General features: G+C 46.1%; 22 protein-coding genes and 1 tRNA gene. 16 read left to right on the top strand and 7 right to left on the bottom strand.

The features are described from left to right. Positions 1-3 precede the first annotated feature (3 nt). The gene (locus tag BM367_RS00450) at positions 4-1,299 is read left to right on the top strand and encodes a nucleotide sugar dehydrogenase (RefSeq protein WP_092456178.1); all 1,296 of its coding nucleotides are present in this window, start codon (positions 4-6) and stop codon (positions 1,297-1,299) included. Between the two features lie 102 nt (positions 1,300-1,401). Here the strand turns inward: BM367_RS00450 and BM367_RS00445 are convergent, their stop codons facing one another. Continuing rightward, entirely contained in the window at positions 1,402-2,457 is a 1,056-nt protein-coding gene (locus BM367_RS00445) for a response regulator (protein WP_092456175.1), read from the bottom strand. A 35-nt stretch (positions 2,458-2,492) separates the two neighbouring features. Next, positions 2,493-4,043, bottom strand: coding sequence for a sensor histidine kinase (locus tag BM367_RS00440; protein ID WP_245759857.1), 1,551 nt, complete (start codon positions 4,041-4,043; stop codon positions 2,493-2,495). Between the two features lie 182 nt (positions 4,044-4,225). Here BM367_RS00440 and BM367_RS12255 point away from each other — a divergent pair, with 182 nt between their 5' ends. From BM367_RS12255 to BM367_RS00420, 5 genes are read left to right on the top strand one after another with little or no spacing between them, the layout of a single operon-like run. Then, positions 4,226-4,354, top strand: coding sequence for a hypothetical protein (locus BM367_RS12255; protein ID WP_262509431.1), 129 nt, complete (start codon positions 4,226-4,228; stop codon positions 4,352-4,354). A 28-nt stretch (positions 4,355-4,382) separates the two neighbouring features. After that, entirely contained in the window at positions 4,383-4,859 is a 477-nt protein-coding gene (locus tag BM367_RS00435; RefSeq protein WP_092456173.1) for a cytochrome c oxidase subunit II, read from the top strand. A gap of 26 nt (positions 4,860-4,885) precedes the next feature. Beyond that, a complete protein-coding gene (locus BM367_RS00430) occupies positions 4,886-6,559 on the top strand; it encodes a cbb3-type cytochrome c oxidase subunit I (protein WP_092456170.1) in 1,674 nt (557 codons plus the stop codon). Between the two features lie 14 nt (positions 6,560-6,573). After that, positions 6,574-7,227: an SCO family protein gene (locus tag BM367_RS00425; protein WP_092456167.1), complete on the top strand. Its 654-nt coding sequence runs from the start codon at positions 6,574-6,576 to the stop codon at positions 7,225-7,227. Continuing rightward, entirely contained in the window at positions 7,220-7,777 is a 558-nt protein-coding gene (locus BM367_RS00420; RefSeq protein ID WP_092456164.1) for a c-type cytochrome, read from the top strand. Before BM367_RS00425 ends, BM367_RS00420 begins: the two co-directional genes overlap by 8 nt. 74 nt (positions 7,778-7,851) lie before the next feature. Here BM367_RS00420 and rfaD read toward each other — a convergent pair whose 3' ends face one another. Then, positions 7,852-8,883 (bottom strand): ADP-glyceromanno-heptose 6-epimerase, encoded by a 1,032-nt coding sequence (rfaD, locus tag BM367_RS00415; protein ID WP_092456161.1) that lies wholly within the window; start codon positions 8,881-8,883, stop codon positions 7,852-7,854. 21 nt (positions 8,884-8,904) lie between these two features. Continuing rightward, positions 8,905-11,145, bottom strand: coding sequence for a phosphoribosylformylglycinamidine synthase subunit PurL (purL, locus tag BM367_RS00410; RefSeq protein ID WP_092456158.1), 2,241 nt, complete (start codon positions 11,143-11,145; stop codon positions 8,905-8,907). 95 nt (positions 11,146-11,240) lie between these two features. Here purL and BM367_RS00405 point away from each other — a divergent pair, with 95 nt between their 5' ends. The 5 genes from BM367_RS00405 (at position 11,241) to BM367_RS00385 (ending at position 18,873) form a co-directional block, all read left to right on the top strand. Beyond that, on the top strand, positions 11,241-12,554 hold the full coding sequence (locus tag BM367_RS00405; RefSeq protein ID WP_143103908.1) for a hypothetical protein: 1,314 nt from the start codon (positions 11,241-11,243) through the stop codon (positions 12,552-12,554). Positions 12,555-12,702: 148 nt separating this feature from the next. Further along, entirely contained in the window at positions 12,703-14,895 is a 2,193-nt protein-coding gene (locus tag BM367_RS00400; RefSeq protein ID WP_092456152.1) for a glutamine synthetase III family protein, read from the top strand. A gap of 112 nt (positions 14,896-15,007) precedes the next feature. Then, positions 15,008-16,960: a threonine--tRNA ligase gene (thrS, locus tag BM367_RS00395; RefSeq protein ID WP_092456149.1), complete on the top strand. Its 1,953-nt coding sequence runs from the start codon at positions 15,008-15,010 to the stop codon at positions 16,958-16,960. Between the two features lie 139 nt (positions 16,961-17,099). Beyond that, positions 17,100-17,660 (top strand): translation initiation factor IF-3, encoded by a 561-nt coding sequence (gene infC, locus BM367_RS00390; protein WP_092456146.1) that lies wholly within the window; start codon positions 17,100-17,102, stop codon positions 17,658-17,660. Between the two features lie 61 nt (positions 17,661-17,721). Further along, entirely contained in the window at positions 17,722-18,873 is a 1,152-nt protein-coding gene (locus BM367_RS00385) for an aminotransferase class I/II-fold pyridoxal phosphate-dependent enzyme (protein WP_092456143.1), read from the top strand. Here the strand turns inward: BM367_RS00385 and BM367_RS00380 are convergent. Together BM367_RS00380 and BM367_RS00375 are read right to left on the bottom strand one after the other, a co-directional pair. After that, complete coding sequence (locus BM367_RS00380; RefSeq protein WP_092456140.1) at positions 18,849-19,688, bottom strand: amidohydrolase family protein; 840 nt, start codon at positions 19,686-19,688, stop codon at positions 18,849-18,851. The two genes, BM367_RS00385 and BM367_RS00380, sit on opposite strands and share 25 nt — an antisense overlap. Before the next feature lie 121 nt (positions 19,689-19,809). After that, positions 19,810-19,898 (bottom strand) — tRNA-Ser (locus BM367_RS00375). Between the two features lie 142 nt (positions 19,899-20,040). Between BM367_RS00375 and BM367_RS00370 the strand changes: the two genes are divergently transcribed. From BM367_RS00370 to BM367_RS00355, 4 genes are read left to right on the top strand one after another with little or no spacing between them, the layout of a single operon-like run. Further along, positions 20,041-20,898 (top strand): LiaF transmembrane domain-containing protein, encoded by an 858-nt coding sequence (locus tag BM367_RS00370; RefSeq protein WP_092456137.1) that lies wholly within the window; start codon positions 20,041-20,043, stop codon positions 20,896-20,898. A gap of 49 nt (positions 20,899-20,947) precedes the next feature. Next, positions 20,948-21,304, top strand: a complete 357-nt coding sequence (locus BM367_RS00365; protein ID WP_092456134.1) for a DUF4288 domain-containing protein — start codon at positions 20,948-20,950, stop codon at positions 21,302-21,304. 6 nt (positions 21,305-21,310) lie between these two features. Continuing rightward, positions 21,311-22,378 (top strand): sensor histidine kinase, encoded by a 1,068-nt coding sequence (locus BM367_RS00360; RefSeq protein ID WP_092456131.1) that lies wholly within the window; start codon positions 21,311-21,313, stop codon positions 22,376-22,378. After that, a complete protein-coding gene (locus BM367_RS00355) occupies positions 22,375-23,124 on the top strand; it encodes a LytR/AlgR family response regulator transcription factor (protein ID WP_092456128.1) in 750 nt (249 codons plus the stop codon). The genes BM367_RS00360 and BM367_RS00355 overlap by 4 nt, the downstream gene beginning before the upstream one ends. 32 nt (positions 23,125-23,156) lie before the next feature. Here BM367_RS00355 and BM367_RS00350 read toward each other — a convergent pair whose 3' ends face one another. Then, positions 23,157-23,780 carry an RNA polymerase sigma-70 factor gene (locus BM367_RS00350; RefSeq protein WP_092456125.1) on the bottom strand — a complete coding sequence of 208 codons (624 nt, stop codon included), beginning with the start codon at positions 23,778-23,780 and terminating at the stop codon, positions 23,157-23,159. Between the two features lie 112 nt (positions 23,781-23,892). On the opposite strand from BM367_RS00350, the gene BM367_RS00345 reads away from it, so the two are divergent. Beyond that, the gene (locus BM367_RS00345) at positions 23,893-24,996 is read left to right on the top strand and encodes a FecR family protein (RefSeq protein ID WP_092456122.1); all 1,104 of its coding nucleotides are present in this window, start codon (positions 23,893-23,895) and stop codon (positions 24,994-24,996) included. Positions 24,997-25,092 lie beyond the last annotated feature (96 nt).

Below are 25,092 nucleotides of genomic sequence, written 5' to 3'. Positions count from 1 at the left end.
GATATGCATGCTTTTCCACCCAAACAAATTGCAATCATTGGCTTAGGCTACGTGGGCCTGCCACTGGCAGTAGAATTTGCAAAACAATATCGCGTGATTGGCTATGATATCAATCCCCAACGCATTTCATCCTTGCAACAGGGAGTGGATCATACCCACGAAGTAGAACCGGAAATACTCACACAATTGATTGCATCCGGCAAAAAACCGGGTCAGCACGGACTGGTGTGCACCACCGATCTGCAAGACCTGAAAGATGCACAGGTGTATATCGTCACGGTTCCTACGCCTGTGGATGAACATAAAAAACCGGATTTACGGCTTTTGCTTGCAGCCTCTGCAACTGTGGGGAAGGTGTTAAAACCAGAGGATATCGTGATTTATGAATCGACTGTATATCCGGGTTGCACGGAAGAAGATTGTGTGCCCGTGCTGGAACAGCATTCCGGATTGCGTTTCAATGAGGATTTCTACGTGGGTTATTCTCCCGAACGCATCAATCCGGGCGATAAGCAACATCGCGTATCGCAGATCAAAAAGGTTACATCAGGATCAACCCCTGCTGTGGCTGATTATGTAGATAAGCTGTATGCATCCATCATACAGGCCGGTACACACAAAGCACCTTCTATCCGGGTGGCCGAGGCCGCAAAGGTGATTGAAAATGCACAACGCGATATCAACATTGCCTTTGTAAATGAGCTGGCAAAGATTTTCCATTGCATGCAGATTGATACCCAGGATGTGCTGGAAGCTGCGGCTACAAAATGGAATTTTTTGCCCTTTAAACCCGGATTGGTGGGTGGGCATTGCATTGGTGTGGATCCGTATTATCTGGCTCAAAAAGCCCAGCAGGTGGGCTATCACCCCGAAATTATCCTGGCTGGCCGCCGGCTCAACGATGGCATGGGATATTATATTGCACAGCAGGTGGTGAAGCTCATGGTGCATCATGATATCAAAATCAAAGGTGCAGAAGTACTGGTGATGGGCATTACGTTTAAGGAAAACTGTCCGGATGTGCGCAACACGCGGGTTGTGGATGTGATCAAAGAACTGGAATCATTTGGTATCCGGGTAGATGTTACTGATCCATGGGCTTATCCCGAGCAGGTGGCCGAGGAATATCATCTGCAGCTGAAACCCAGAGAAGCTTTAAAGCAATATGATGGAATTATACTTGCCGTTGCCCATGCATGTTTCCGCGAATGGGATATTTTGCAATACAAAAAACAGCATGGCGTGATATATGATGTGAAAGGATTTCTGGACAGACATCTGGTAGATGCCAGACTATAAACCGGCTTGTTTCAATCATTTGATAAAAGTTTTAGGGAGTTTTTGCAAAAGAGGTTGCCGTTGCTTGGCAGATGCCGGAATGCACAACTGCAAAAGCAATTGCTAATACCTTAAATTCTTCAGTTTATTCAAATCGGGAATATAGATTTTGCCGGAACGAATTTGAATAAGCCCTTCATCGCGGAAATCACTCAATATGCGAATGGTAGATTCCTTGGCAGTTCCAATATACTGTGCCAGCTCTTCGCGGGTGATGGGAATGTGCTCATTACCGGTAGCTGCATTTCGTGTGCTGATTTCCACCAGGGCTGTTGCTACTCTTTTCCGCAGCGAGCTGTAAGCCAGTTGCAGCAGGCGCTCTTCCTTCTGGTCAATAGTCCGGGAAAGCAGCCTGATAAAGGTTAAGGTAACCTGATGATCCTGAAAAATCTGTTGCAAAAAATATTCTTTCGGTATCAGCAACAGATCGGTATTTTCAAGAGCAACAGCTGTCTCCCGGTAAGGCTGATCTTCAATCAGGGCCACATATCCAAAATAATCACCCTGCGTGAAGATATCTGAAATATATTCTTTACCGTCAGGATGCAAACGGGTAATTTTCACCCGGCCAGATTGAATCAGGTATAAATATTTTGCACGTTCTCCTTCCTGGTAGATGATTTTTTGTTTGGGAAAAGAAGCTGTTTCGCACGCGGAAGGCGGGAAAATATCCTTTTCACTGCGCGATTGCAGGTCATGCAGAAAATGGCTCACACTGCTTTGTGTTTGGCCATAATATTGTTTCAGCCAGTTGACTTTATTGAGCCGGGTATCAACGGCAGCCAGCAATTCCGTATCGTCAAACGGCTTGGTGATGTAATCATCCGCACCTAATTCCATCCCCTTGCGGAAATCGGAGCGTTCTGTTTTGGCGGTGAGAAAAATAAAAGGAATAACAGCCGTTTGCGGATTTCTTTTCAGCACATGCAGCACCCCATAGCCGTCGAGGTCGGGCATCATGATATCGCAGATAATTAATTCGGGTTGTTGCTGCAAAGCTTTTTCCACTGCCTCTTTTCCGGAAGTAGCCGTAACTACCTGATGTCCGGCCAGGCTCAATATTTCAGAAATGTTGTCGAGAATTTCGGGATGATCATCCACCACCAGAATTTTTGCCATGGCTATAAAATCATGTGGGATGCAAGATAAAAAATTTATAAGGGGATTGAAAAACGCACTTCGGTTCCTTTACCTTCCTGGCTTTGGATAGATATTTGTCCGTTCAGCAAATCCACGTATCGTTTTACAATATGCAATCCTAAGCCTGTGCCCTGAATATTGGTTACGTTGCTGGCGCGGAAAAAGCTGGAAAACAGATGATGTTGTTCATTTTCTGGAATCCCCATGCCTTCATCTTTCACACAAGCACGCAGGGTTTCTGAGCTGCAGTCCAGCTGCAGCATGATGGGTTTGTTTTCACCGGAAAATTTGCTGGCATTGGTTAGCAGGTTCATGAGCATGGCCTTCAGCATTTGTTTGTCGGTAAAAACCTGATCTTTTCCCGTGTATTCGCAATGCAGATGTTGGCCGGGTTTCAGCAGCGGTTGCAGTTCTTCTTTCACTTCATCTATCAGTTCGTGCAAGGAAAAATATTCTTTCCTCACTTCCACTTTTCCTTCTTCCAGTTTACCCAGCGAGAGGAAATCTTCCAGCAGGTTGTTCATATGAGCCACGGCATCTTTGATGCGCTGCACATGCTTTTCGCGCAGCTGTTGTTGTTCGGCCTGCGGGTAGCGCTGGATCAGCGATGCAGATGATAAAATGGTGCTGAGCGGTGTTCGGAATTCATGGGATGCCATGGATACAAAACGCGATTTGATTTCGCTGAGTTCCTTTTCTTTTTCTAAGGCTTCCTGTAGTTCCCTGCGCGAATGTTCCAGTTGCAGGAGGGCTTGCTGTAGATGATGGGTACGTCGTTGTACTTCCTCTTCCAGGTGCTGATTCATGCGACGCATGTCGTCGGTTAATTTTTCAAGAGCTTCTTTTTGCTGCAGCAAATGTTGTTCGGCTTGTTTGCGCAGGGTAATATCCACCACAAAGGCAATCACATAAAATTTTTTGTGTTGATAAAAAAAGCTCAGGCTTACTTCCACCGGAAATTCTTGTCCGTCTTTTTTTCTTCCATACAGATCTCTACCTGCACCCATGCGTCGATGGGCGGGATGCTGATAAAATTGTTGGCGATGCCTTGTATGCATTTCATTAAAACGATGAGGAACCAGTTGTTCAATATGCAAGCCTTGCAATTCTTTGCTTGCATATCCAAATATGCGTTCGGCAGCCGGATTGGCTAATACAATAAACCCTTGTTCATCTGTCAGGATAATGCCTTCTGTGGCATGCTGAAAAAGAGCGTTCAGTTGTTCTTCTTCTGCATAAAGTTTTTGATACAGACTTTTTACATACAAGGTAAACATGCCTGTTCCCAATACCAGCAGGAAAGAAAATGCATGTTGCAGAATCTTTTCTGTATTCATTTGTTTATACAGCAACCCGGCGATGCTGATGCCCACAATCAGTATAAGGCTCCAGGCGGTAGTGAAATAGGTCATATCATTTTGCCGGATGAACAGGGAAACCAGGATAGCCGTCATCAAACCACCTACAAAAAAATGGTAACCGGGTTGCCAGATCATTAACAGGCTGCTGGTGATCAGCAATACCAGGCTGAAAAAGATGAGCTGCCAGGGCTTAAACTCAAACATAAACAATCGTTAATCAGTAGATAAAGCTTGACATTTTTGTAAATCAAAAGTAATTTTCTTATTGAAAAGGTGATAAAAATCACCCCGGAAAGGTGATGAAAATCATCTTTCAGCTGGTATCAGATTTTCAATTTTGTGCCAACAACACACAACATCATCAGATATTAAAATAACCATGATTTATGGAACAACATCCTGAAAAAGAAGAAAAATTTATTCCCTACGGCGCCATTGTTTGCTTTATCTTGTTCATATTGCTGGGAGTGGCTATTTGGTTTACGGTGTATTCCATCATGCTGCATCGCATTTAATTTCATACGTATCCAAAATCAAACAACTATGCAATTCTTAGGTGTAGAACTCGACAAGTATGAATTTCGGGCCTTGCTCACGGCAATGGTAGTGATGACGATTTTTATTTTTTCCATGTTGTATGTGGTGGGAGCCCGGCGCAGTGATGTGCCCCAGTGCGTGAATTTCGACAAAAGTTATCTGACACCAAGAGTGGATAAGATTGATGACAGCACGTATGAGGTGTATATGGTGGCGCAGATGTGGGGGTTTCAGCCCGATGAAATTCGCATTCCGGTGGGCAGCACGGTTGATTTTTATCTGACTTCAAAGGATGTCGTGCATGGTTTTTATATTGATGGAAAAGATGTGAACATGATGGCTGAATATGGCAATGTTACCAAACGTACGGCCAAATTTAACACGGCCGGTGTGTATAAAATTTTCTGCCATGAATATTGCGGAGTAGGGCATCAGAATATGGAAGCCCGGATTATCGTTGGTTTTCCTTCCAATCAGCAATAATATTTTATCATTCAAATGTACATGATATGAAAATCAGTCGCTGGTTACGCAATGTGATACTTACCGAACTGTTTATCCCTATTACATTACTGATTGTGGGGATTTACCATGGACTCATGCAAACTGTTTATCGGGCCGGATTAATCCACCAGTCTTCGTTTGCGGGGCTCGATTATTATCAGGGGCTTACGTTGCATGGAGTTATCAATGCTCTGGTGCTTACTACATTTTTTGCAGTAGCATTTGGACATGCCACCGTAGCTTATTTTCTGAAAGTGGAGCCACGTAAACAGCCTACAAAAATTTCCATGTGGCTGATGATTGCAGGAACAGCCATGGCGTCCTGGGCCATGTTTGCGGGTAAGGCTGATGTGTTGTACACGTTTTATCCGCCTTTGAAAGCTCATCCACTTTTTTATCTCGGTTTAGCTGTGATGATTGTGGGATCGTGGATTCCGTTGTTTGATTGGATTGGATTGCTCAAGAGCTGGAGAGCCAGCCATGTTGGCGAAAAGGTACCATTGGCTGTGTGGGGTACTGTCATCAATTTCATCATTTGGTTTACATGTACACTATCTGTTGCCTATGAAGTATTGTTTATGCTGTTGCCCTGGTCGCTGGGCTGGAAAGCTACAGTGAATGTGGCATTGGCGCGTACGCTGTTCTGGTTCTTTGGCCATGCATTGGTGTATTTCTGGCTATTACCAGCTTATGTGATGTATTATTCCTTTTTGCCCAAACTGGCTGGAGGCAAGCTATATTCCGATCTGGTGGGGCGTATTACGTTTGCCATCTTTCTGATTTTTTCCATCCCGGTGGGCGTGCATCATCAGTTTAGTGATCCCAGCATTGAACCCAATACCAAACTCACTCAATCGTTGCTCACCTTTGGTGTAGCACTTCCCAGCTTTTTAACCGCATTCACCATGTTTGCAACTTTGGAATATGCGGGGCGTAAAAATGGAGGTAAAGGTTTGTTTGGATGGATAGGGCGCCTGCCATTTTTCGACAGCAGCCGGTATTTGTTTTCCTATTTCATTTGTGGATTGATTCTATTCATTTTTGGAGGATTTACAGGTATTGTCAATGCTTCGTATGAACTGAATGCGGTTGTACACAATACAGCTTTTCTGCCTGGCCATTTTCACATGACGGTAGCCGGGCCGGTAATTCTGGCTATGTTGGGTATGAGTGTGCATCTGGTAAGTCAGTTAAAGGGAAAGAAAATATTTGCACCGGCTTTGAATACAATTGTACCTTATTTGTGGATGATTGGGGTGTTTATTTTTTCTGCTGGTTTGATGTGGGGAGGCTTACAGGGTGAGCCACGGCGTACAAATCTGGGCTTAAGCTATTTGAATCCGAAAAGCGATTTGTTTCATCCGCAATGGGTGCCTGATACATTGCTCACCCTGTGTGGCGGTTTCATTATGTTTTTGGCGGCAGTATTTTTCTTCATCGTGTTTTTTGGAACATTTTTCCGTAAACAAACCCAACAGGCCGATCAGCTGGAATTTCCGGTGAGTGAGGCGTTGCATGATGAAAAAATTATTCCGCTATTTAACGATCTGCGTCCCTGGGTGATTTTAATGATACTGATTATCCTGATTGCTTACATACCAGCTATTCTGGATGTATTTCGATTTGCAGGCCCGGGCGCTCCTCCGCATCTACCTGGCAGTCCCGTACCTGGCTTGTAAAACCGGCATCTGTTATGCATCAGTCAAATAAACACATGCACCGTTGGAAATGGGTGCTGATGGCCTGGCCTATAGCTATTATCCTTGTTTCAGGAATGATTTATGCTGTCGTACAACATCGGGAAACTTTACCCGTGTATGGTCAGCTGGAAGAGTGGAACACGTCTTCAGTTGATACACAGTTTGTAAGCCATTATGTGTTTGTGGATCAGCAGCGGCAGCCTGTGAGTTTGAAAAGTTTTCCGGATAAAGTACTGGTGGTGAATTTTTTCTTCACCCGTTGTCCGAATGTATGTCCGCGTATGATGCACGATCTGGCCGAGGTGGTGGAGCAATTCAAAGCTGATGACCGCGTGCAGTTTATCTCGCTGTCAGTAGATCCGGAATATGATACACCGGAACAACTGCAACATTATGCTTCGTCTCTGAATTTGCCCACTCGGCACTGGGCTTTACTCACAGGCGATAAGGGACATATTTACCGGGCAGCTGTAGTGGGTTTTCATGTGAGTGCCTCTTCGGGTGATGGCAATATTCCTGATTTCATTCATACCGATAAGATCATGCTGGTAGATCCAGATGGCCGCATTCGTGGTTATTACAGCGGTATTGTAAAACGTGAAATGGATTTATTAACACAGGATATCAAAAAACTGGAACATGAGTAAGTTTGTGTACAAGGACATGCTTGTTATTTTGGGGTTATGCATGGCTTTTCATGCGATGGCAGCTGATTCTGCAGCTGTGCGTGGTAATGCGGATCGGGGCAAGCAATTGTTTGAACAGCAGGCGTGTAATTCATGCCACAACATCAATCAACGGGCTGTGGGACCTGCGCTGGCGGGTGTGGATCAGCGACGGAGCCTCGACTGGATCGTGAAGTTCGTTCGCTCACCCAAAGCCATGATCGATGCAGGCGATACGGCTGCAGTGGCGTTGTACAACGAATTTCATATCATCATGCCCGATCATCCGTCCCTGAATCAACAGGATGTTCAGGATATTCTGGCTTACATTGATGCAAATGCTCAAGCCGCTCCAGCTGCCAGTCAACCCACCATTTCAGCACCGGCTGTATTGGAACCGAATTATATGCCGCTTTCTTTTCAAAAGAATGCTGTGTTTTTCTTAAGCTATTTGTTTGTGGTGTTGATCCTGGTAATCGTGTTGTTGTTTGCCGTGAAGGTAAAAGATGTGGAACGTTCGCGCCATGAGTAAATCAGCCAAACGTTTTATCTGTGCATGTTGGGGAATATGCCATTGATTTAGAGCACGCATACGATTTTGAACGATTAATAATATTGATGGGTTAGCAGATATTGTTGTACGTAATCTGCAATGCCATCTTCCAGAGAAGAAAACGGATCCGTGTATCCTGCTTTACGCAGTTTTTCCATGCGGGCTTCGGTGAAATACTGATAGGTATTGCGGATATCTTCCGGAATTGGAATGTATTGCACCTGCAGAGGCTTATTCACAGCCGCAAATGTAGCTTTCACCAGATCGTAAAAAGTGCGGGCTTTACCTGTACCAGCATTGTAGATGCCCGATGGAGGAAGGTGTTGCATGCACCAGAAACAGATTTTCAAGATGTCTTTTACGTAAATAAAATCGCGTAATTGCTCTCCATCCCGATATTCAGGCCGATGAGATTGAAAGAGGCGTACGATGCCGGTTTCCTGAATTTGCCGGTATGCATGCCAGATAACGCTGGCCATACGGCCTTTGTGGTATTCGTTGGGTCCATACACATTAAAGAATTTTAACCCATACCAAAAAGGGGGTGTTTGTTCTTGCGATAATACCCAGAGATCAAATTGTTGTTTTGACCAGCCGTAGGGGTTCAATGGTTTGAGCTCTGGAATGCGTGCATGATCGTCATCATAACCTTGGCTGCCATCTCCGTATGTGGCGGCCGAAGAAGCGTACAGAAAAGGAATTTGTCGCTTTACGGCGTAGTTCCAAAGTTGCTGGGAATACTGCACATTGAGCCGGTCAAAGATCTGGCGGTTGAATTCCGTGGTATCGGTTCTTGCACCGATATGGAAGATAAAACGGATGGAATGATCCCAGCCTTCATGTGCAAGCCAGTCAAGCAGCTGTTCCCGGTCAATGCGTTGAAGATATTGCTTGCGTTCGAGGTTTTTCAGTTTATCCGGTCTGGAAAAATCATCACTCAGAATTAAACGTTCATATCCCTGCTCATTTAAATATTTTACCAGACAGCTTCCAATAAAGCCTGCAGCGCCTGTAACCAGGATGGTATCCTTGCGGTCGGGAACCCAGTTCGATGAATGAGATGTTTGCCTAGCATCTGCTGACATGCGCAACGAAATTTTATGTGTTTAAAAAAATGAATGGATATCGGCTGTATCTGTTTCCATATAACGGGCAATGGTATCTTCGTATGCTTTTGTCCAAGCCAACAATTCACCCCAGCATTGGCCATCTACCCATAGTTGCTGATCGGCGCGCACTTCACCCAGCAGGCGATGTGGAAAATGTTGTACGGCTTGTAGAAAATTCTTTTCCTTATCGGCTGATACACTGACTACCACACGGCTTTGAGATTCTCCAAACCAGAAGGCATCTTTGCGGAAGGCCGGGTCGGATTGTACCTGCATACCTAAACGGGCGGCCATGGCCGACTCCAGCAAGGCTATCCACAAGCCGCCTTCGCTCACATCATGGGCGGAGCGAATCAGCCGGGCTTGTATCAGCTGCTGCAAAAGCTGCTGCAGCTGTAGCTCTTCCTGCAGATCGAAGAACGGACAGTTGCTGTAGCGGATTTTTTTCAGGGCATATACATAAGCCGAGCAGCCCACATCATTTCTGGATTGTCCCAGCAAATAAATTCGGTCACCCGGCTGCTTGAAATGCAGGGTCATGATATCATCGCGCGATTCCAGCAAACCCAGCATGCCAATCACAGGAGTGGGGTATATGGGGCCATCGGGCGATTGATTGTAAAAGCTTACGTTGCCGCCTGTGACCGGGGTTTGAAAGGCTTCGCAGGCTATGCGCATGCCCTGAATGGCCTGTACAAACTGATAATACACTTCCGGGTCATAAGGATTGCCAAAATTCAGGCAATTCGTGATGGCAAGTGGTTTCCCGCCGCTGCAGACGATATTTCGGGCAGCTTCGGCTACGGCAATTTGAGTGCCTTTGCAGGGGTCGGCAAAAACGTAAAGACTGTTACAATCCGTGGTGAGCGCCAGTACTTTGGAAGTGGGTTTGGCCCATACCAGAGCGGCATCCGTGGGAGCATAGGCTGAAATATTGGCTGTGCCTACCAGCCGATCGTATTGCTCGTAAATCCATTTTTTGGATGCAAGGGTGGGCAAGCCGGTTAAGGTCCTGGCCAGCTCCAGAAGCTCCTGCGATGAAGGTTCGGCCAGGCTATTGATATCAAAGGCCTGGCAGGCATCCAGATAGGAAGGCCTACGATATTCGCGTTCATAGACTGGAGCCCCTCCGCCCACAACAAGGCTATCGGCCGGGACAGAGGCTTCCAGCTTCCCCTGAAAATAAAATTGCAGCTGAGGCTCCCGGGTTACTTCACCGATCTGCACACAATGCAGGTCCCATTTTTCAAAGATTTTCCTTACTTCCTCTTCTCGTCCTTTTTTCACGACAATGAGCATGCGTTCCTGGCTTTCGCTGATCAGAATTTCCCAGGCTTTCATGCCTGGCTGCCGGGTGGGTACCCGCGAAAGATCAATGCGCATGCCGTGATTGCCTTTGGCACTCATTTCAGATGTGGAACAGGTAATACCGGCAGCCCCCATGTCCTGCATGCCGATTAACGCTCCCGTGGCTACGGCTTCCAGACAGGCTTCGAGTAATTTTTTTTCCTGGAAAGGATCGCCCACCTGCACGGCTGGAAGGTCTTCCACGCTATCCTCGGTAATATTGGCTGAAGCAAATGCTGCTCCTCCGATGCCATCCTTGCCGGTTTCGGAGCCTACGATCATCACGGGATTCCCTTCGCCGGTAGCAATGGCCGAAACCGTGCATCCGATTTTCACCAAACCTACGCTCATCGCATTCACAAGCGGATTGGTATGGTAGCAGGCATCGAAATACACTTCTCCGCCCACGGTAGCCACACCCAGGCAATTGCCATAATGCCCGATACCAGCCACCACGCCTCGCAGCAAGTGGCGCGTTTTGGCTTCTGTGATTTCACCAAAGCGAAGGGAATTCAATGCAGCGATGGGCCGGGCTCCCATGGTAAAAATATCGCGGTGAATACCGCCCACACCAGTGGCAGCCCCCTGAAAAGGCTCAATGGCAGAAGGATGATTGTGGGATTCAATTTTAAAAACACAGGCATAGCCTTCGCCGATATCAACCAGGCCTGCATTCTCTTCACCGGCTTTTGCCAGTAGCTGCTTGCCCTCGCGCGGAAGGGTCTTCAGCCAACGAATGGAATTTTTATAGCTGCAATGTTCACTCCACATCACGGAAAACATGCTTAGCTCGGTGAAATTGGGCTTGCGACCCAGCAGCTGCTCGATACGGGCAAACTCTTCGGCTGTTAATCCCAATTGAATAGCGGTCTCAACGGTAATTTCCTGCATAATAACATTTCAGATAAATAAAAAGCCTGGCAATCGCCTGCGCAAAAATAAGAGAATAAACTTACCTTGGTTATTCTTAAAGTTCGCATGGCAATATGTTATGGACTCTCGGATTGGGTTTGATTTACCTTGTACTGGCATGTGTGTGGATGAGTGGCTGGAAGCGACTTCGTCCTGCAGGTATGGCAACCGGTAGCTTGATTTTGCTTTTTCTTTCCCGGGTAGCCATGGCCTGGGTGTATGGATGGATCCACGAACGATATTACACAGGATTCAACGACTCCTGGAGGTATTTTAATCGAGCCGTAGAGCTGGTGAATTGGTGGCATCGCGATTCCCAGGACCTTTCGCAGTATATCCGTATGCGGCTGGATTATTTGCTGTTTCACGATTTTTTCGGTGTGTATCATACCTTCTGGCAAAGCAGCGGCAATTATGTAATGATGCTTTTGCAGATGCTTTTCAATGTTTTTTCCGGTTCATCGTATTACGTGAATTGTATTTTTTTTAGTGTACTTACTTTTCCCGGATGGTTGCGCTATATGCAGCTTTATCGCGTGACCACTGGCATGTCGGCACGGGCATCGTTGCTTTGGTTTCATCTCCCCGGAGTATGGTTCTGGTTCAGCGGGATGCATAAAGATGCGCTTTTGTTCCTGTGCCTGAGCCTGCTGGGCTATCACACCCATCAGCTGTTGGAGAAAGGTTTTACTTCTTCGGTAAAAACTACCTTCCGTTTATCAGATGGGATCTGGATTCTGCTGAGTTTGACAGGCATTTTGCTGTTGAAAAATTTTTTGCTGTTGGTGGTATTGCCTGCCTGGCTTGCCTGGGTGTGCAGCATTTACCTCAAAAACAAATGGCCTTATCGTTGGCAACGGTTTACCAGCGGGAGGCTGTTTGCATGTTGTTTGGCTGGCTGGCTCGTGATTGGTTTCGTGTTCATCTGGGCATTTCGGCTTCATCCGTTGCAGGTTGTGGTGGAGCGGCAGCAAGCCTTTTACAGGGTAGGAGTTGAACTGGGGGCTCATTCCGTTTTGGCACCCATTCCGCTTATGTCCAATGGCATATCAGTATTGAAAGCGCTGCCACATGCATGGTGGCGGGTGCTCGCTTTACCCAATCCTTCGCCTTTGCATCCCACGTTGCAAATAGCCGTGCAGGCCAATAACCTGCTTTTTCTGGCGTTGGTGATTGTGGGCGTGTGGAGATATGGTCGCACGTGGCCCCGGGCTCATCCCTGGCTGCTTTTCACCTGCTGGCTTGCAGTAATTTATCTTTTGCTGATTGGCTATACAGTGTGTATTGCCGGCGCGATGGTTCGTTATCGGGCGCTTGCAGAATTTTTTCTTTCGGCTCCAGGGATTCAAGCCCTTTCAAAAAGATACTTTAAAAAAAATAAAATCTGATTTTTCATCGAAAATTTGCTTTAAAAATTGAATTTTAGAATCGTATAATCCCATTTTTCTGCCAAAAAATCTCTATTTTTTTGTTTTTTGGGTCAAAAAAATTTGATATTTCGATAAAAACAATTTCCTTTGTGAAAAATTTTACGCGATGCAAAACTTACGTTTAAATGCATTACAGGCGTTGATCAATGCGCCGATACAAAAAAATGGTCTGTCCGGCAAGCGTATTTCGGAATTGTTTGCCAGCCGTGTTTTTACCGGTAAGGTGATGCGTGAGCATCTCAGCGATGAGGCCTACAAAAGCCTGCAGATGTCTATCAAGACCGGTACCAAAATCGAACGCAAGATTGCGGACCAGATTGCTGCCGGCATGAAAGAATGGGCCATGAAGCAGGGTGTAACCCATTTCACCCATTGGTTTCAACCCCTGACAGGCGCTACCGCCGAAAAACACGATTCTTTCTTTACCATTAAGGGTGATGGTACACCCATTGAAACATTCGACGGGGATGCTTTGGTGCAACAGGAACCCGATGCATCGAGCTTTCCCAGCGGGGGGTTGCGCGCTACTTTTGAAGCACGCGGCTATACGGCATGGGATCCCTCATCACCGGCTTTTATCATGGACATGGGTGCCGGTAAAACCTTATGCATTCCCACGGTTTTTGTATCGTATAACGGCGAAGCACTCGATTATAAAGGGCCGTTGTTGAAATCTATTGCCGCCCTCGATAAAGCAGCTACTGAAGTTTGCAATTATTTTGATCGCAACGTAACCCATGTGTATTCCACGCTGGGCTGGGAGCAGGAATATTTCGTGGTAGATGAAGCCCTGGCCAATGCACGGCCTGACTTGGTGATGTGCGGCCGCACCGTGGTGGGCCATGCGCCTGCTAAAGGGCAGCAGCTGGAAGACCATTATTTTGGTTCCATCCCCGAACGGGTATATGCTTTTATGCGCGATTTTGAAGAAGAAGCCTATAAGCTGGGCATTCCCTTACGTACCCGGCACAATGAAGTGGCACCTTCCCAGTTTGAGTGTGCGCCTGTGTTTGAAGAGGTGAACATTGCCGTTGACCACAACCTGCTGATCATGGATCTGATGCAAAAGGTGGCCAAGCGACATAAACTTAAGGTGTTGTTGCACGAAAAGCCATTTGCAGGAATCAACGGTAGCGGTAAACATAACAACTGGAGCATGGCTACCGATACAGGTATCAACCTGCTCTCGCCCGGGAAAACCCCCAAAACCAATTTGCTTTTCCTCACATTCTTCATCAATACCATTAAAGCCGTACATGACCATGCCGACTTGCTGCGGGCTGCCATTGCCTCTCCGGGCAATGATTTCAGACTGGGAGCCAACGAAGCACCTCCTGCCATCATCTCCGTGTTCATCGGGCATTATCTGACCGATGTGTTGCATGAGATTGAAACGCGTGTGGATAATAAATTCGATGAGCAGGATGAAGCTATCTTGAAACTGGATCTGCATCGGCATATCCCGGATCTGTTGCTCGACAATACGGACCGGAACCGGACTTCTCCCTTCGCATTCACAGGCAATAAGTTTGAATTCCGTGCCGTTGGTTCTTCGGCCAATTGCTCTTCGGCCATGACCACGCTGAACACCATTGTAGCACATACACTCACTCAGTTTAAACAGGATGTGGATGCATTGATTGACAAAGGCGAAAAAAAGGATATTGCCATCCTGCAGGTACTTCGCCAATACATCATTGATTCCAAGCGCATCCTGTTTGAAGGCGATAATTACAGCGAAGAATGGCAGAAAGAAGCCGAACGTCGCGGATTGCCCAACATCAAAACCACCCCACAGGCATTGAATGCCCTGGTGAGCGAAAAAGGTAAGCAGGTATTTATTCAATCGGGCGTTTTCACGGAAAAAGAAATCCATGCCCGTCATGAAATCCTGCTGGAAGATTATATCAAGAAAGTACAGATTGAAGCCCGCGTTATTGGTGATCTTTGCACCAATTACATTTTACCGGCTGCCATTCGATATCAGAATGAGCTGATTCAGAATATCCAGGGACTGAAAGCCGCAGGCCTTGATCCATCGGCTTATCAGACGCAGTTCAACATCCTGAAGAAAATCTCGGAACACATCAATGTAATCGGTCAGCAGGTGGAAGCCATGATTGAAGAAAGGAAAAAAGTCAACAAGATGACCGATACGTATGAAAAGGCCGTGGCCTATTGTGATCGCATCAAGAGCTATTTCGATACCATTCGCTATCATGCTGATAAGCTCGAGTTTTTGGTGGATGACCAATACTGGCCTCTGCCCAAATACCGCGAATTGCTTTTCCTGAGATAATCTTCAGGGGCATGAACCTAACCGGAAGCGGCACAGCCAGCTTGTGCCGCTTTTTTATTTCCAATGCAATGTAGTTTTTCAGCTAAATTTGCGGGCTGTATTGCAAAAGCTCATGAGTGCAAATACCATTCAAATTACGTTTCCCGACGGATCGGTGCGCAGTTATCCGGCAGGAGTAACCGGCCTGGATATTGCCCGCTCCATCAGCGAAGGATTGGCCCGCGAAGTGTTGGCCGTGAAAGTGAATGACGAAGTATGGGATGCTACCAGGCCCATTGAACAGGATGCACAGATTCGCTTGCTCACCTGGCGGGATCCGGAGGGTAAGGCAACTTTCTGGCATTCTTCGGCACACTTGATGGCGGAAGCACTGGAAACCCTGTTTCCGGGTGTTAAATTTGGCGTAGGACCGGCTATTGAACAAGGTTTTTATTATGATGTGGATCTGGGAGGCAGGCAGCTTACGGAAGCCGATATCCGCGCGCTGGAACAAAAGATGACCGAACTCGCACAACGCAAGGCCAGCTATGTTCGCAAACCCGTGGCCAAAGCCGAGGCCATTGCTTATTTCAAAGAAAAAGGCGATCCATACAAACTGGAATTGCTGGAAGATTTGCCCGATGGACAAATCACCTTTTATACCCAGGGCAATTTTACAGACCTGTGCCGGGGTCCGCATATTCCGCATACCGGTTTCATCAAAGCCGTAAAACTCACCAATATAGCAGGTGCTTACTGGCGGGGGGACGAACATAATCCCATGCTAACGCGGATTTATGGCATCAGCTTCCCTTCGCAAAAAGAATTAGATGCTTACCTGCAATGGCTGGAGGAAGCCAAAAAACGCGACCACCGCAAATTGGGCAAAGAGCTGGAGTTGTTTACCTTTTCGGAACAGGTGGGCATGGGATTGCCGCTGTGGCTGCCCAAAGGCACCATCATTCGTGAGCAGCTGCAGGCTTTTCTGCACGAAGTTCAAGTTGCACAAGGCTATCAATTTGTGGTTACTCCGCATATCGCAAATAAAAAACTTTATGTGATTTCGGGCCATTACGAAAAATATGGGGAAAGCAGCTTTCAACCGATGAAAACACCGCAACCGGGAGAGGAGTTTATGCTCAAACCCATGAATTGTCCCCATCACATTGAAATCTATCGTTCTGCTCCGCGATCCTATCGCGATTTACCTATCCGGATTGCTGAATTCGGCACTGTGTACCGATATGAACAAAGTGGAGAATTGCATGGACTTACAAGGGTGCGCGGTTTCACTCAAGACGATGCGCATCTGTTTTGCCGCCCCGACCAGGTGAAGGAAGAATTTGAAAAAGTCATTGACCTGGTGTTGTTGGTATTGAACACTTTGCATTTTAAAGATTTTGTAGCCCAGATATCTTTGCGTGATCAGCATGACCACAGCAAATACATTGGCTGTGAAGAAAGCTGGCAGCAGGCCGAACAGGCCATTGTGGATGCCGTGCAGGAAAAACAGTTGCCCGCTGTGGTGGAATATGGCGAAGCCGCTTTTTACGGACCTAAGCTCGATTTTATGGTGCGTGATGCGCTGGGCCGAAAATGGCAGTTGGGTACCATTCAGGTGGACTACAACCTGCCGGAACGTTTTCAACTGGAATATGTGGGTGCAGATAATCAAAAGCACCGGCCGGTGATGATTCATCGGGCGCCATTTGGTTCGCTGGAGCGGTTTGTGGCACTGCTCATTGAACACTGTGCCGGCAACTTCCCGCTATGGCTGGCTCCGGTGCAGGCTATCGTGCTGCCCATCACCGACAAGGTGCTGGATTATGCCCGTGAACTGGTAGCAGAAGGCAAAAAGGCAGGCTTGCGCATCACATTGGATGAACGCAATGAAAAAATCGGCAAGAAAATCCGCGATGCCGAAACGCAGAAAATTCCCTACATGTGGATTGTGGGTGAAAAAGAAATGCAACAGCATCACATCGCCCTGCGCAAACATATGAAAGGTGACATAGGGAATTTGCCTGTAGCCGATGTCATCAACAAATTGAACACGGAAATTGCTGAAAAATATTTTGAACTATGATATTTCCTTGCATTTTGCAATAAATTTGGGACAGGTTTGAATAGTTGCACAGAATTGTTCAAATTTGCCTGAAGTGATATTTTACAAATTCATCGATTCAGCAAAACACGAGTTATTGTATATTAATTTTCCTGTTTGAATGCAAAAACATACATCTCATCCATCTCCCAGAAAGAAAGACACATCTGAATTTCGCATTAACCACATGATACGCGCCCGCGAGGTGCGAGTGGTGGGCGATAATGTGGAAACCGGCATTTATCCGCTGGAAGAAGCCCTGCGCATGGCCGAAGAACAAGGGCTTGATCTGGTGGAAATTTCACCCAATGCCAATCCACCGGTATGCAAAATCATTGACTACAACAAGTTTCTCTACGAGCGCCGCAAGAAAGAAAAGGAAATCAAAGCCAAATCAGCGAAAAGTGAAGTAAAGGAACTTCGTTTTACGCCCAATACGGACGATCATGATTTTGAATTCAAGCTTCGCCATGCCGAGAAATTTTTGAAGGAAGGCAATAAGGTGAAGGCTTATGTGCAATTTAAAGGCCGGGCTATCATGTTCAAGGAGCGTGGAGAGCTGATTTTGCTAAAACTGGCCGAACGGCTGGCTGAAGTGGGTGTGCTGGAAGGCATGCCCAAGCTGGAAGGCAGACGCATGCATGCCGTCATCGCTCCGAAAAGCACCAAAAAGAAAGCCTGATCAGCACCGGAGTGCGATTCTACTCTTTCCCCCAGCATATGCTGGGCAAGGTTTTTCATGTATGTACACAGCCTATCTGCAACGGTTTCTGGCCGAGAAAAAAGCGCAACAGGCTTATCGAGAACTTCGCCTGGCACAGGGCATTGATTTTTGTTCCAATGATTATCTGGGACTGGCGCGCGACAAGGTTTTCCAGCTACACATCACCGAGTGGATTGCAGCCCATCATCTGGGCCATGGCAGCACAGGCTCACGCCTGCTATCCGGTGCGTATGCTTTGCTGGATGAAGTGGAACAGTACATAGCGCAGTTTCATCAGGCACCAGCAGCTTTGATTTTTTCTTCCGGTTATATGGCCAATCTGGCGCTGATGTCGGCCATTCCCCAGCGAGGCGATCTGGTATTGTATGATCAATTCATCCACGCATCCCTGCGCGATGGATTGCGCATGAGTTTTGCCCGCCATCGGGCTTTTACACACAACGATCTGCATCAGCTGGAAGAGCTTCTGCGGAAAGAGCGCGCACATCATCCGCACCAGCGCATATTTGTAGTGGCAGAGTCCATATATTCCATGGACGGTGATCAGCCCGATCTGGTGCAGCTTACATCCATCTGTGAACAATATGAAGCGGCTTTACTGATAGATGAAGCCCATGCCGTGGGGGTGATAGGCCCGAAGGGAGAGGGTTTGGTACAATCCATGGGTGTAACGGAAAAGTGTTTTGCCCGGGTAGTTACTTTCGGCAAGGCGCTGGGTGCCCATGGAGCCGCGATTTTAGGCAGCGAACTGTTGCGGCAGTATCTGATCAATACGGCACGACCGCTTATTTATTCCACTGCATTACCGCCTGCATCGCTGGCAGCTGTTTATCTGGCTTATCAGCAAATCCCTGAAATGCACAACCAGCGCCGTTATCTACAGTATCTGGCGGCGTGCTGGCAACAGCACATGCAGGCGCATAGCCAGAGTATTTCACCCATTCAGGTTGTGCGCATCCCCGGCAATGCAAGGGTAAAAGCCTGTGCACAGCATTTGCAAGCCGCCGGATTTGATGTACGCCCCATTTTGCATCCCACCGTGCCGGCAGGAGAGGAGCGCCTGCGCATCGTATTGCACAGCTTCAATACCGAACAGGAAGTAATGGCATTGGCCCAAAAATTAACCGAATGGCTCAACGCTGCACATCAGGATGATACCGGTAAACGGTAAAATCGGATTGCATTCTGCCCCATCACAGCGGGAATGGCTTCTGAATAATATCGAAGCAGATATTGCTCAACGGTTTGTTTGATTTGACTATAACTTGCAGCCAGCAGGCACACTGGCCAGTCGGACCCGAATAAAATGCGTGTTGAACCAAAAGCATCAAAGATCACATCGAAATAGGGATATACATCTTCCGGTGTCCACTGCTGCCAATCGGCCTCGGTAGCCCATCCTGAAAGCTTGCAGTACACATGGGAAGCTTGCGCAAGCATTTTTATCTGACTAGCCCAGGGTTCCATTTGTTTATTCCGAATCAAGGGTTTGGCCAGGTGATCAACCACCAGTGGCTGTTCCGGCAGGCTTTCCACCAGTTGCAATGCAGCTGCAAGCTGGCGAGGATAAATCAATATGTCGTAGGTAAAACCATATCTTCCTATCATTGCTATGCCCAGCTGCACTTGTTTTCGCAGTAAATAGTCATCCGGTTCACTTTGCACAATATGGCGAAAGCCTTTTACAATGGGTATTTGCTGGTAAATTTGCAATTGTTCTTCTAATAGATGGCTGCATGGATCAACCCATCCTACTACACCTTGAATAAACGGATGTGCCTGTGCCAGTTGAATCAGAAATGTGTTTTCTTGGTCACGGGTACTGGCCTGTACGACCACCGTTCCATCCACACCCGCCTGTTTCAGTTCCTTATGCAAATCATCGGGTAAGTAATTCTGTTTTAAAATTTGCATTTCATCTGTAATCCACGCATCTTTGATCGGATCATAGATCCAAAAATGTTGATGAGCATCAATCACAGGCATGGCAAATGTTTTGTCTAAAATACATCAGGCAGGTAAAAACATGTATGTGTCTGTTACAAAAATAAAAATGCGATGTTTCAAGTTGAAGTGCAGATGAAGAAAAGGAGGTAAAAAAAACACGCGGAGGGAGAGGGATTCGAACCCTCGGTCCACCGGAAGGCAGACAACGGTTTTCGAGACCGTCCCATTCGACCGCTCTGGCATCCCTCCATGCTGGCAACCTGTCTTATGACAGGCAAGTGCGAAGATACGTGCAATCCCTGAATTTATTGTACTTCTCCCGGTTATATCTGCTTACCGCTCGGTTCATTTACCGACGGAGTCTTACCATTAACCGAAAACAACATACAGGATGAGGTTGTTTCTGGTAGGTTTGCAGAAAATTCCACACATGGAAAATTCATCATCATCCTATTCAGGTAATAAGCCGGAATCTCCGGAATCAATGCAGGACTGGGAAAAATATCATCACATCCGCCGGCGCCGGGGTGGGTTGATTATCTTCGTTACAGGCATGTTCTTGCTGCTGCAGCAGTTGCATCTGCCCATACCTGCCTGGATATTGAGCTGGCCCATGTATTTGGTGATCCTGGGTATTGTGTTTTTGCTGAGCAGTCGTTGCCATAGCGGTTTGGGTATTATTTTTTTGTTGACGGGTGGCATATTTCTGGCCAGAGACATTTTGGATTTACCGGTTGAGATATACCCATATATCTGGCCGGTGGTGATTATGTTGATTGGTTTGATTTTGATTTTCAGACCCCGCAGCAGGAAAAGATTTTGTTATCGGGATCATTGTAAGAACCGATATGGCTGGTATCATTCATCTGCAACCCAGCAACCAAACAGCTCATCGGGTGAAGCCACAGATTGGTTTGATACAACGGCTGTGTTTTGTGGCATACGCAGAAAAATTATTTCCAAGCATTTCAAAGGAGGCGATGTCGTCAGTTGTTTTGGGGGTGTGGAAATTGATCTTACACAGGCTGATGTGCAGGGCAATGCCATTATTGATGCTTCGGTGGTATTTGGAGGCTTGCGTTTGTTTGTGCCTACCAGTTGGGACGTGCGGGTGAATATGACCAACGTGATGGGGGGCGTGGACGACAGGCGGGAAGTGGCAGGCATCATGCCAGATCCCAACAAAACCCTGACACTCACCGGTGCAGTGGTGATGGGTGGGGTGGAGATCAGAAGTTTTCCTACATGATGATGTCAATTGTTTCATTCCACTTGTTTGTCGTTTAAAATATTTTCCCATGAAATGGTTTATTGCTAAATTGGTTTATCAAATTGTGATAGGCGATGGTCAGCATAAAGCACAATTTGAAGAACAACTTCGTTTGATTGCAGCAAGCCATCAGCATGAGGCCTGCCGCAAAGCTCGTCAGATAGGTAAATCTGAAGAGCAGGAATTTGAAAATATTCATCACCAGATCGTACGTTGGCAATTTCTGGATGTGAGTGAGCTCTATCCGGTCGAAGAAATTGAAGACGGCATGGAATTATATTCGCATATTGAAGAACCCGATTTCCCGGATAGCTATCTGAAATTGTTAAAACACAAATCCACTTCTATTGATTTAGATATCCTTATTCAGGATGAAGAAATATGATGCCGTATGGGCATGCTTGGTCATCTGTTTACCCACACGTCACAGCAACGGAAATCGGCATTGCCGCTCTTTGTATATATTTTTATAGGCTGGATGATATGGGCATTGCTTTGTGGATGGATGTTGACCCGTTATTATGATTTATCGGTTCAGCAGGCATTTACAGATAGTGTGATTTCGCATCTGCTGGCATTTTTGATGTTGCTTTTTCTGTCACGCATTTTGTTTTTCTTTTATCCGCAAAGCTTTCATTTTTTCATCATCTGCGGTGCAGTTTGTATCACAGCTGCGCTGTTTACCATCACAGATGAATGGTTGTTGCGATTCATCATGCCTGATCTTTTACCAGCTACCTGGTTGCATCAGAGTGAGCCAGTGCGGTTTGGTTTTATGCTGGTGTTCAGCTTCAGTGTATCCATGTTAAGCATGCAGCACGCCAGGCGTATGGATGAACAGGCTCACCGCATGCGGGAAGAAGAAATCCAAAAACTGGCACGCGACGCAGAATTGTATAAACTGGAACAACAGCTGCAGCCTCATTTTTTATTTAATTGCTTAAATTCAGTTTATGCGTTGATTGGTAAGCATCCCGAACAAGCACGCGAAATGGTGATTCAGTTAGCCGATTTCTTACGTGGCACATTGCGGAAGGAGCAAAAACCCTTGTTAAGCCTGAATGAAGAGTTGAAACAAATTCAGTTGTATTTGAGTATTGAAAAAATCCGTTTTGGACATCGCCTTACCCCTGTGCTCGATATTCCGGAAGATACGTTATCCTGCCAATTACCTGCTTTGTTATTGCAACCATTGCTGGAAAATGCTATAAAATTTGGATTATATGGAAATGCTGATCAGGTGGAAATCCGCATAGAAGCCCGTCGGCTGCCCGGACAGCTGATGATAACCATCAACAATCCGTTTGATGAAACCCTGCTTGATCAGTCAGGCACAGGCTTTGGATTAAAATCCGTTAGCCGCAGGTTGTATTTGATTTATGGCATGCATGGTTTGCTAAAAATCCAATCAACAGATCACCAATTCAGTGTTACCTGTTTAATTCCGCAACGCACATGAAACGTGTTATCATTATTGATGATGAACAACTCGCCCGGGATGTTATTCTGGAATATCTCGAAGATTATCCGGATTGTGAAGTAGTCGCACAAAGTGAAAACGGTTTTCAAGGATTAAAAGCCATTCAAACTTATCATCCCGATTTGGTGTTTCTGGATATTCAAATGCCACACTTAAATGGTTTTGAAATGCTGGAGCTATGCGAAGATCCGCCGCCCGTTATTTTTACCACGGCTTATGATGAATATGCCATTCGTGCTTTTGAAGCCAATGCCCTCGATTATTTGTTGAAACCTTTTTCCAGAGATCGTTTTCAGAAAGCGATGGAAAAATGGCAAAGACTGATGGCACAACCTGCTGCATTCAGCCAGGCAACGATGGCTGACCATACTTTGTTTACGGGCAGCTATCATTCTCCTCTTCAACGCATTGTGGTAAAAAAATCAGATCAGATAAAAATTATTCCCGTTTCTGCTATCTGGTATCTGGAAGCAGCCGATGATTATGTAAAAATTCATACGGCAGAAGGATATTATCTCAAAAAAGCCACAATGCAATACTATGAAGACCACTTACCAACCGATCAGTTTGTTCGTGTGCATCGCTCTTATATTGTGGCTATTTCCCAGATCAGCAGCTTTCATTTTTCCGAGCGGGAAGGACAATGGATCAGATTAGGTTCGGGCAAGGAAATTCCTGTGAGCAAACAAGGTTATCAGAAACTGAAATCTGTGCTTGATATGTAGAAAGCGCAGGCTACACGATGATTTTTCAGAAATCAGGATTCTGCATTCTTATCCGGTTTTTTCCGAGTAGTGGATTTATGAATAGGTGATTCAGCATTTTCCTGTGTGTATAAATGAATGGCTTCGCTGATTTTTCGCATGGCCAGAGCCAGATGATTATCAATTGTGTTGACGGAAATGTGAAGAATTTCTGCTACATCTTTGTTGCGAAAACCTTCTTCCCGGATGAGTTTGAACACCATTTTGCATTTAGGCGGAAGTTTATCAATGGCATCCTGAATACGGCTGATCATTTCTGATGATATCAACAGCTGGGCAGGATCTGGTTCAAGTGGGGCCAGCCTGATATCCACATCATCCCAGGAAATGGTATGCATTTTCTTTTGCTGTTGCAGAAAATTCAGTGCAGCATTGCGCACGGCAACAAAAATATAGACTTTGAGATTTTTAATTTTTTTGAGATGATCACCTTTTTGCCACACCCGCATCAGCACATCATATACCAGCTCCTTTGCATCTTCTTCATCCGAAACCCAATGCATGCAAAAACGCAGTGCCGGTAGATAAAAATGTTTCTTCAGGAAACGATAGGCTCCTTCTGCATCATGATGTTCCCAGAAGTGCAGATACTCATGTAGAATTTCTTCGTGCATCATGGAGCAGGTAGCGGGTTTTTCAAGGTGAAGTTAAAAATTTTTTAAAACCAAATAGTAGAATACGCAGATTTTTCTGTCTATATAAGTAACAGCGATACAATATCACCTGTTCATGCAGATGGAAGAACGAATCTGGATATTGATTGGAAAGAAGTTTTCTTCTTCACTCACAGAGGCTGAAGAAGAAGAGCTGAACAGATTATTGCCCCAATATCCCGAGGCGCAATACACGATGGAGGTGTTGCAATCATGCTGGAAGGTACGTTCTGATACCGATAAATGGCAGCAGGATGAAGCACTTCTGCCAGCAGAAGATGCAGATGCATTATTCCAGTATAGCCTGAAAAAGCAAAGGAGCCGAAAGGTTGACTGGATGGGCGTAGGAATGATGTTGCTGCTTATGTTGGCGGGGTTCTGGATTTATCGTTATCTGATTGTGCCTTTATCAGAGCCTGTAACATCGGTGGCCACTAACCATGCCGGCAGCAATCAAATCATTACCCGCTATGGCTCCAGAACACATGTGGTATTACCCGATGGCAGCCAGCTATGGCTCAATGCAGGTTCTGTGTTAAGTTATGCAGAAGACCTGGCCCAGGCTGCTGTGCGTGAGGTCAACCTGCAGGGTGAGGCTTATTTTGACATCCGTCATGATGAAGCACATCCCTTCGTGATCCATACAGCCGATATGGATATCCGTGATCTTGGCACCGTATTCAATGTAAAAGCCTATCCGAATGATCCGGTTACAGAAGCTACGCTGATTTCAGGGGCCATTGAAATTATCCTGAAACAAAACGATCAGCATGTGCAGCTGAAGCCCCATGAAAAGCTGGTCTGGTATAAAGCGAAAGACAGCATAGCGTTTCATCCTGCTCCTATGACCGATTCCATACAACATCCCATGCATTATGTGGTACAGGAAATTTATCCCGATAAAAAATATAAAGTCTATCCTGAAACCGCATGGATGGAAAACAAACTGATTTTTGAAAATGAGTCATTTGCGGAACTGGCGCGGGAAATGGAAAGAAAATATGCCGTACAGATTCATATATGTTGTGAAGATATTGCCGGTACGCCGCTCACCGGTTCCTTTACCGATGAAACTTTGCAGCAGGCGTTGGATGAACTAAAGCTTATCGCTCATTTTTCATATCAAATTAAAGATCATGAAGTATTTATTTTTCACCCGGACCAGCAAGATGGGAATTGACAGCAGTTGACAAAAAATAACAGGAAATGTGGACACATTTCCTGCTGTAATGATCATAAAACCCATCCAAACGGACAGGTATTTTATTATTTAACC

Origin of the sequence: Thermoflavifilum thermophilum (genome assembly GCF_900116565.1) — a bacterium.
Classification (GTDB): domain Bacteria; phylum Bacteroidota; class Bacteroidia; order Chitinophagales; family Chitinophagaceae; genus Thermoflavifilum; species Thermoflavifilum thermophilum.
This window is presented reverse-complemented; position numbering and strand designations above follow the sequence as displayed.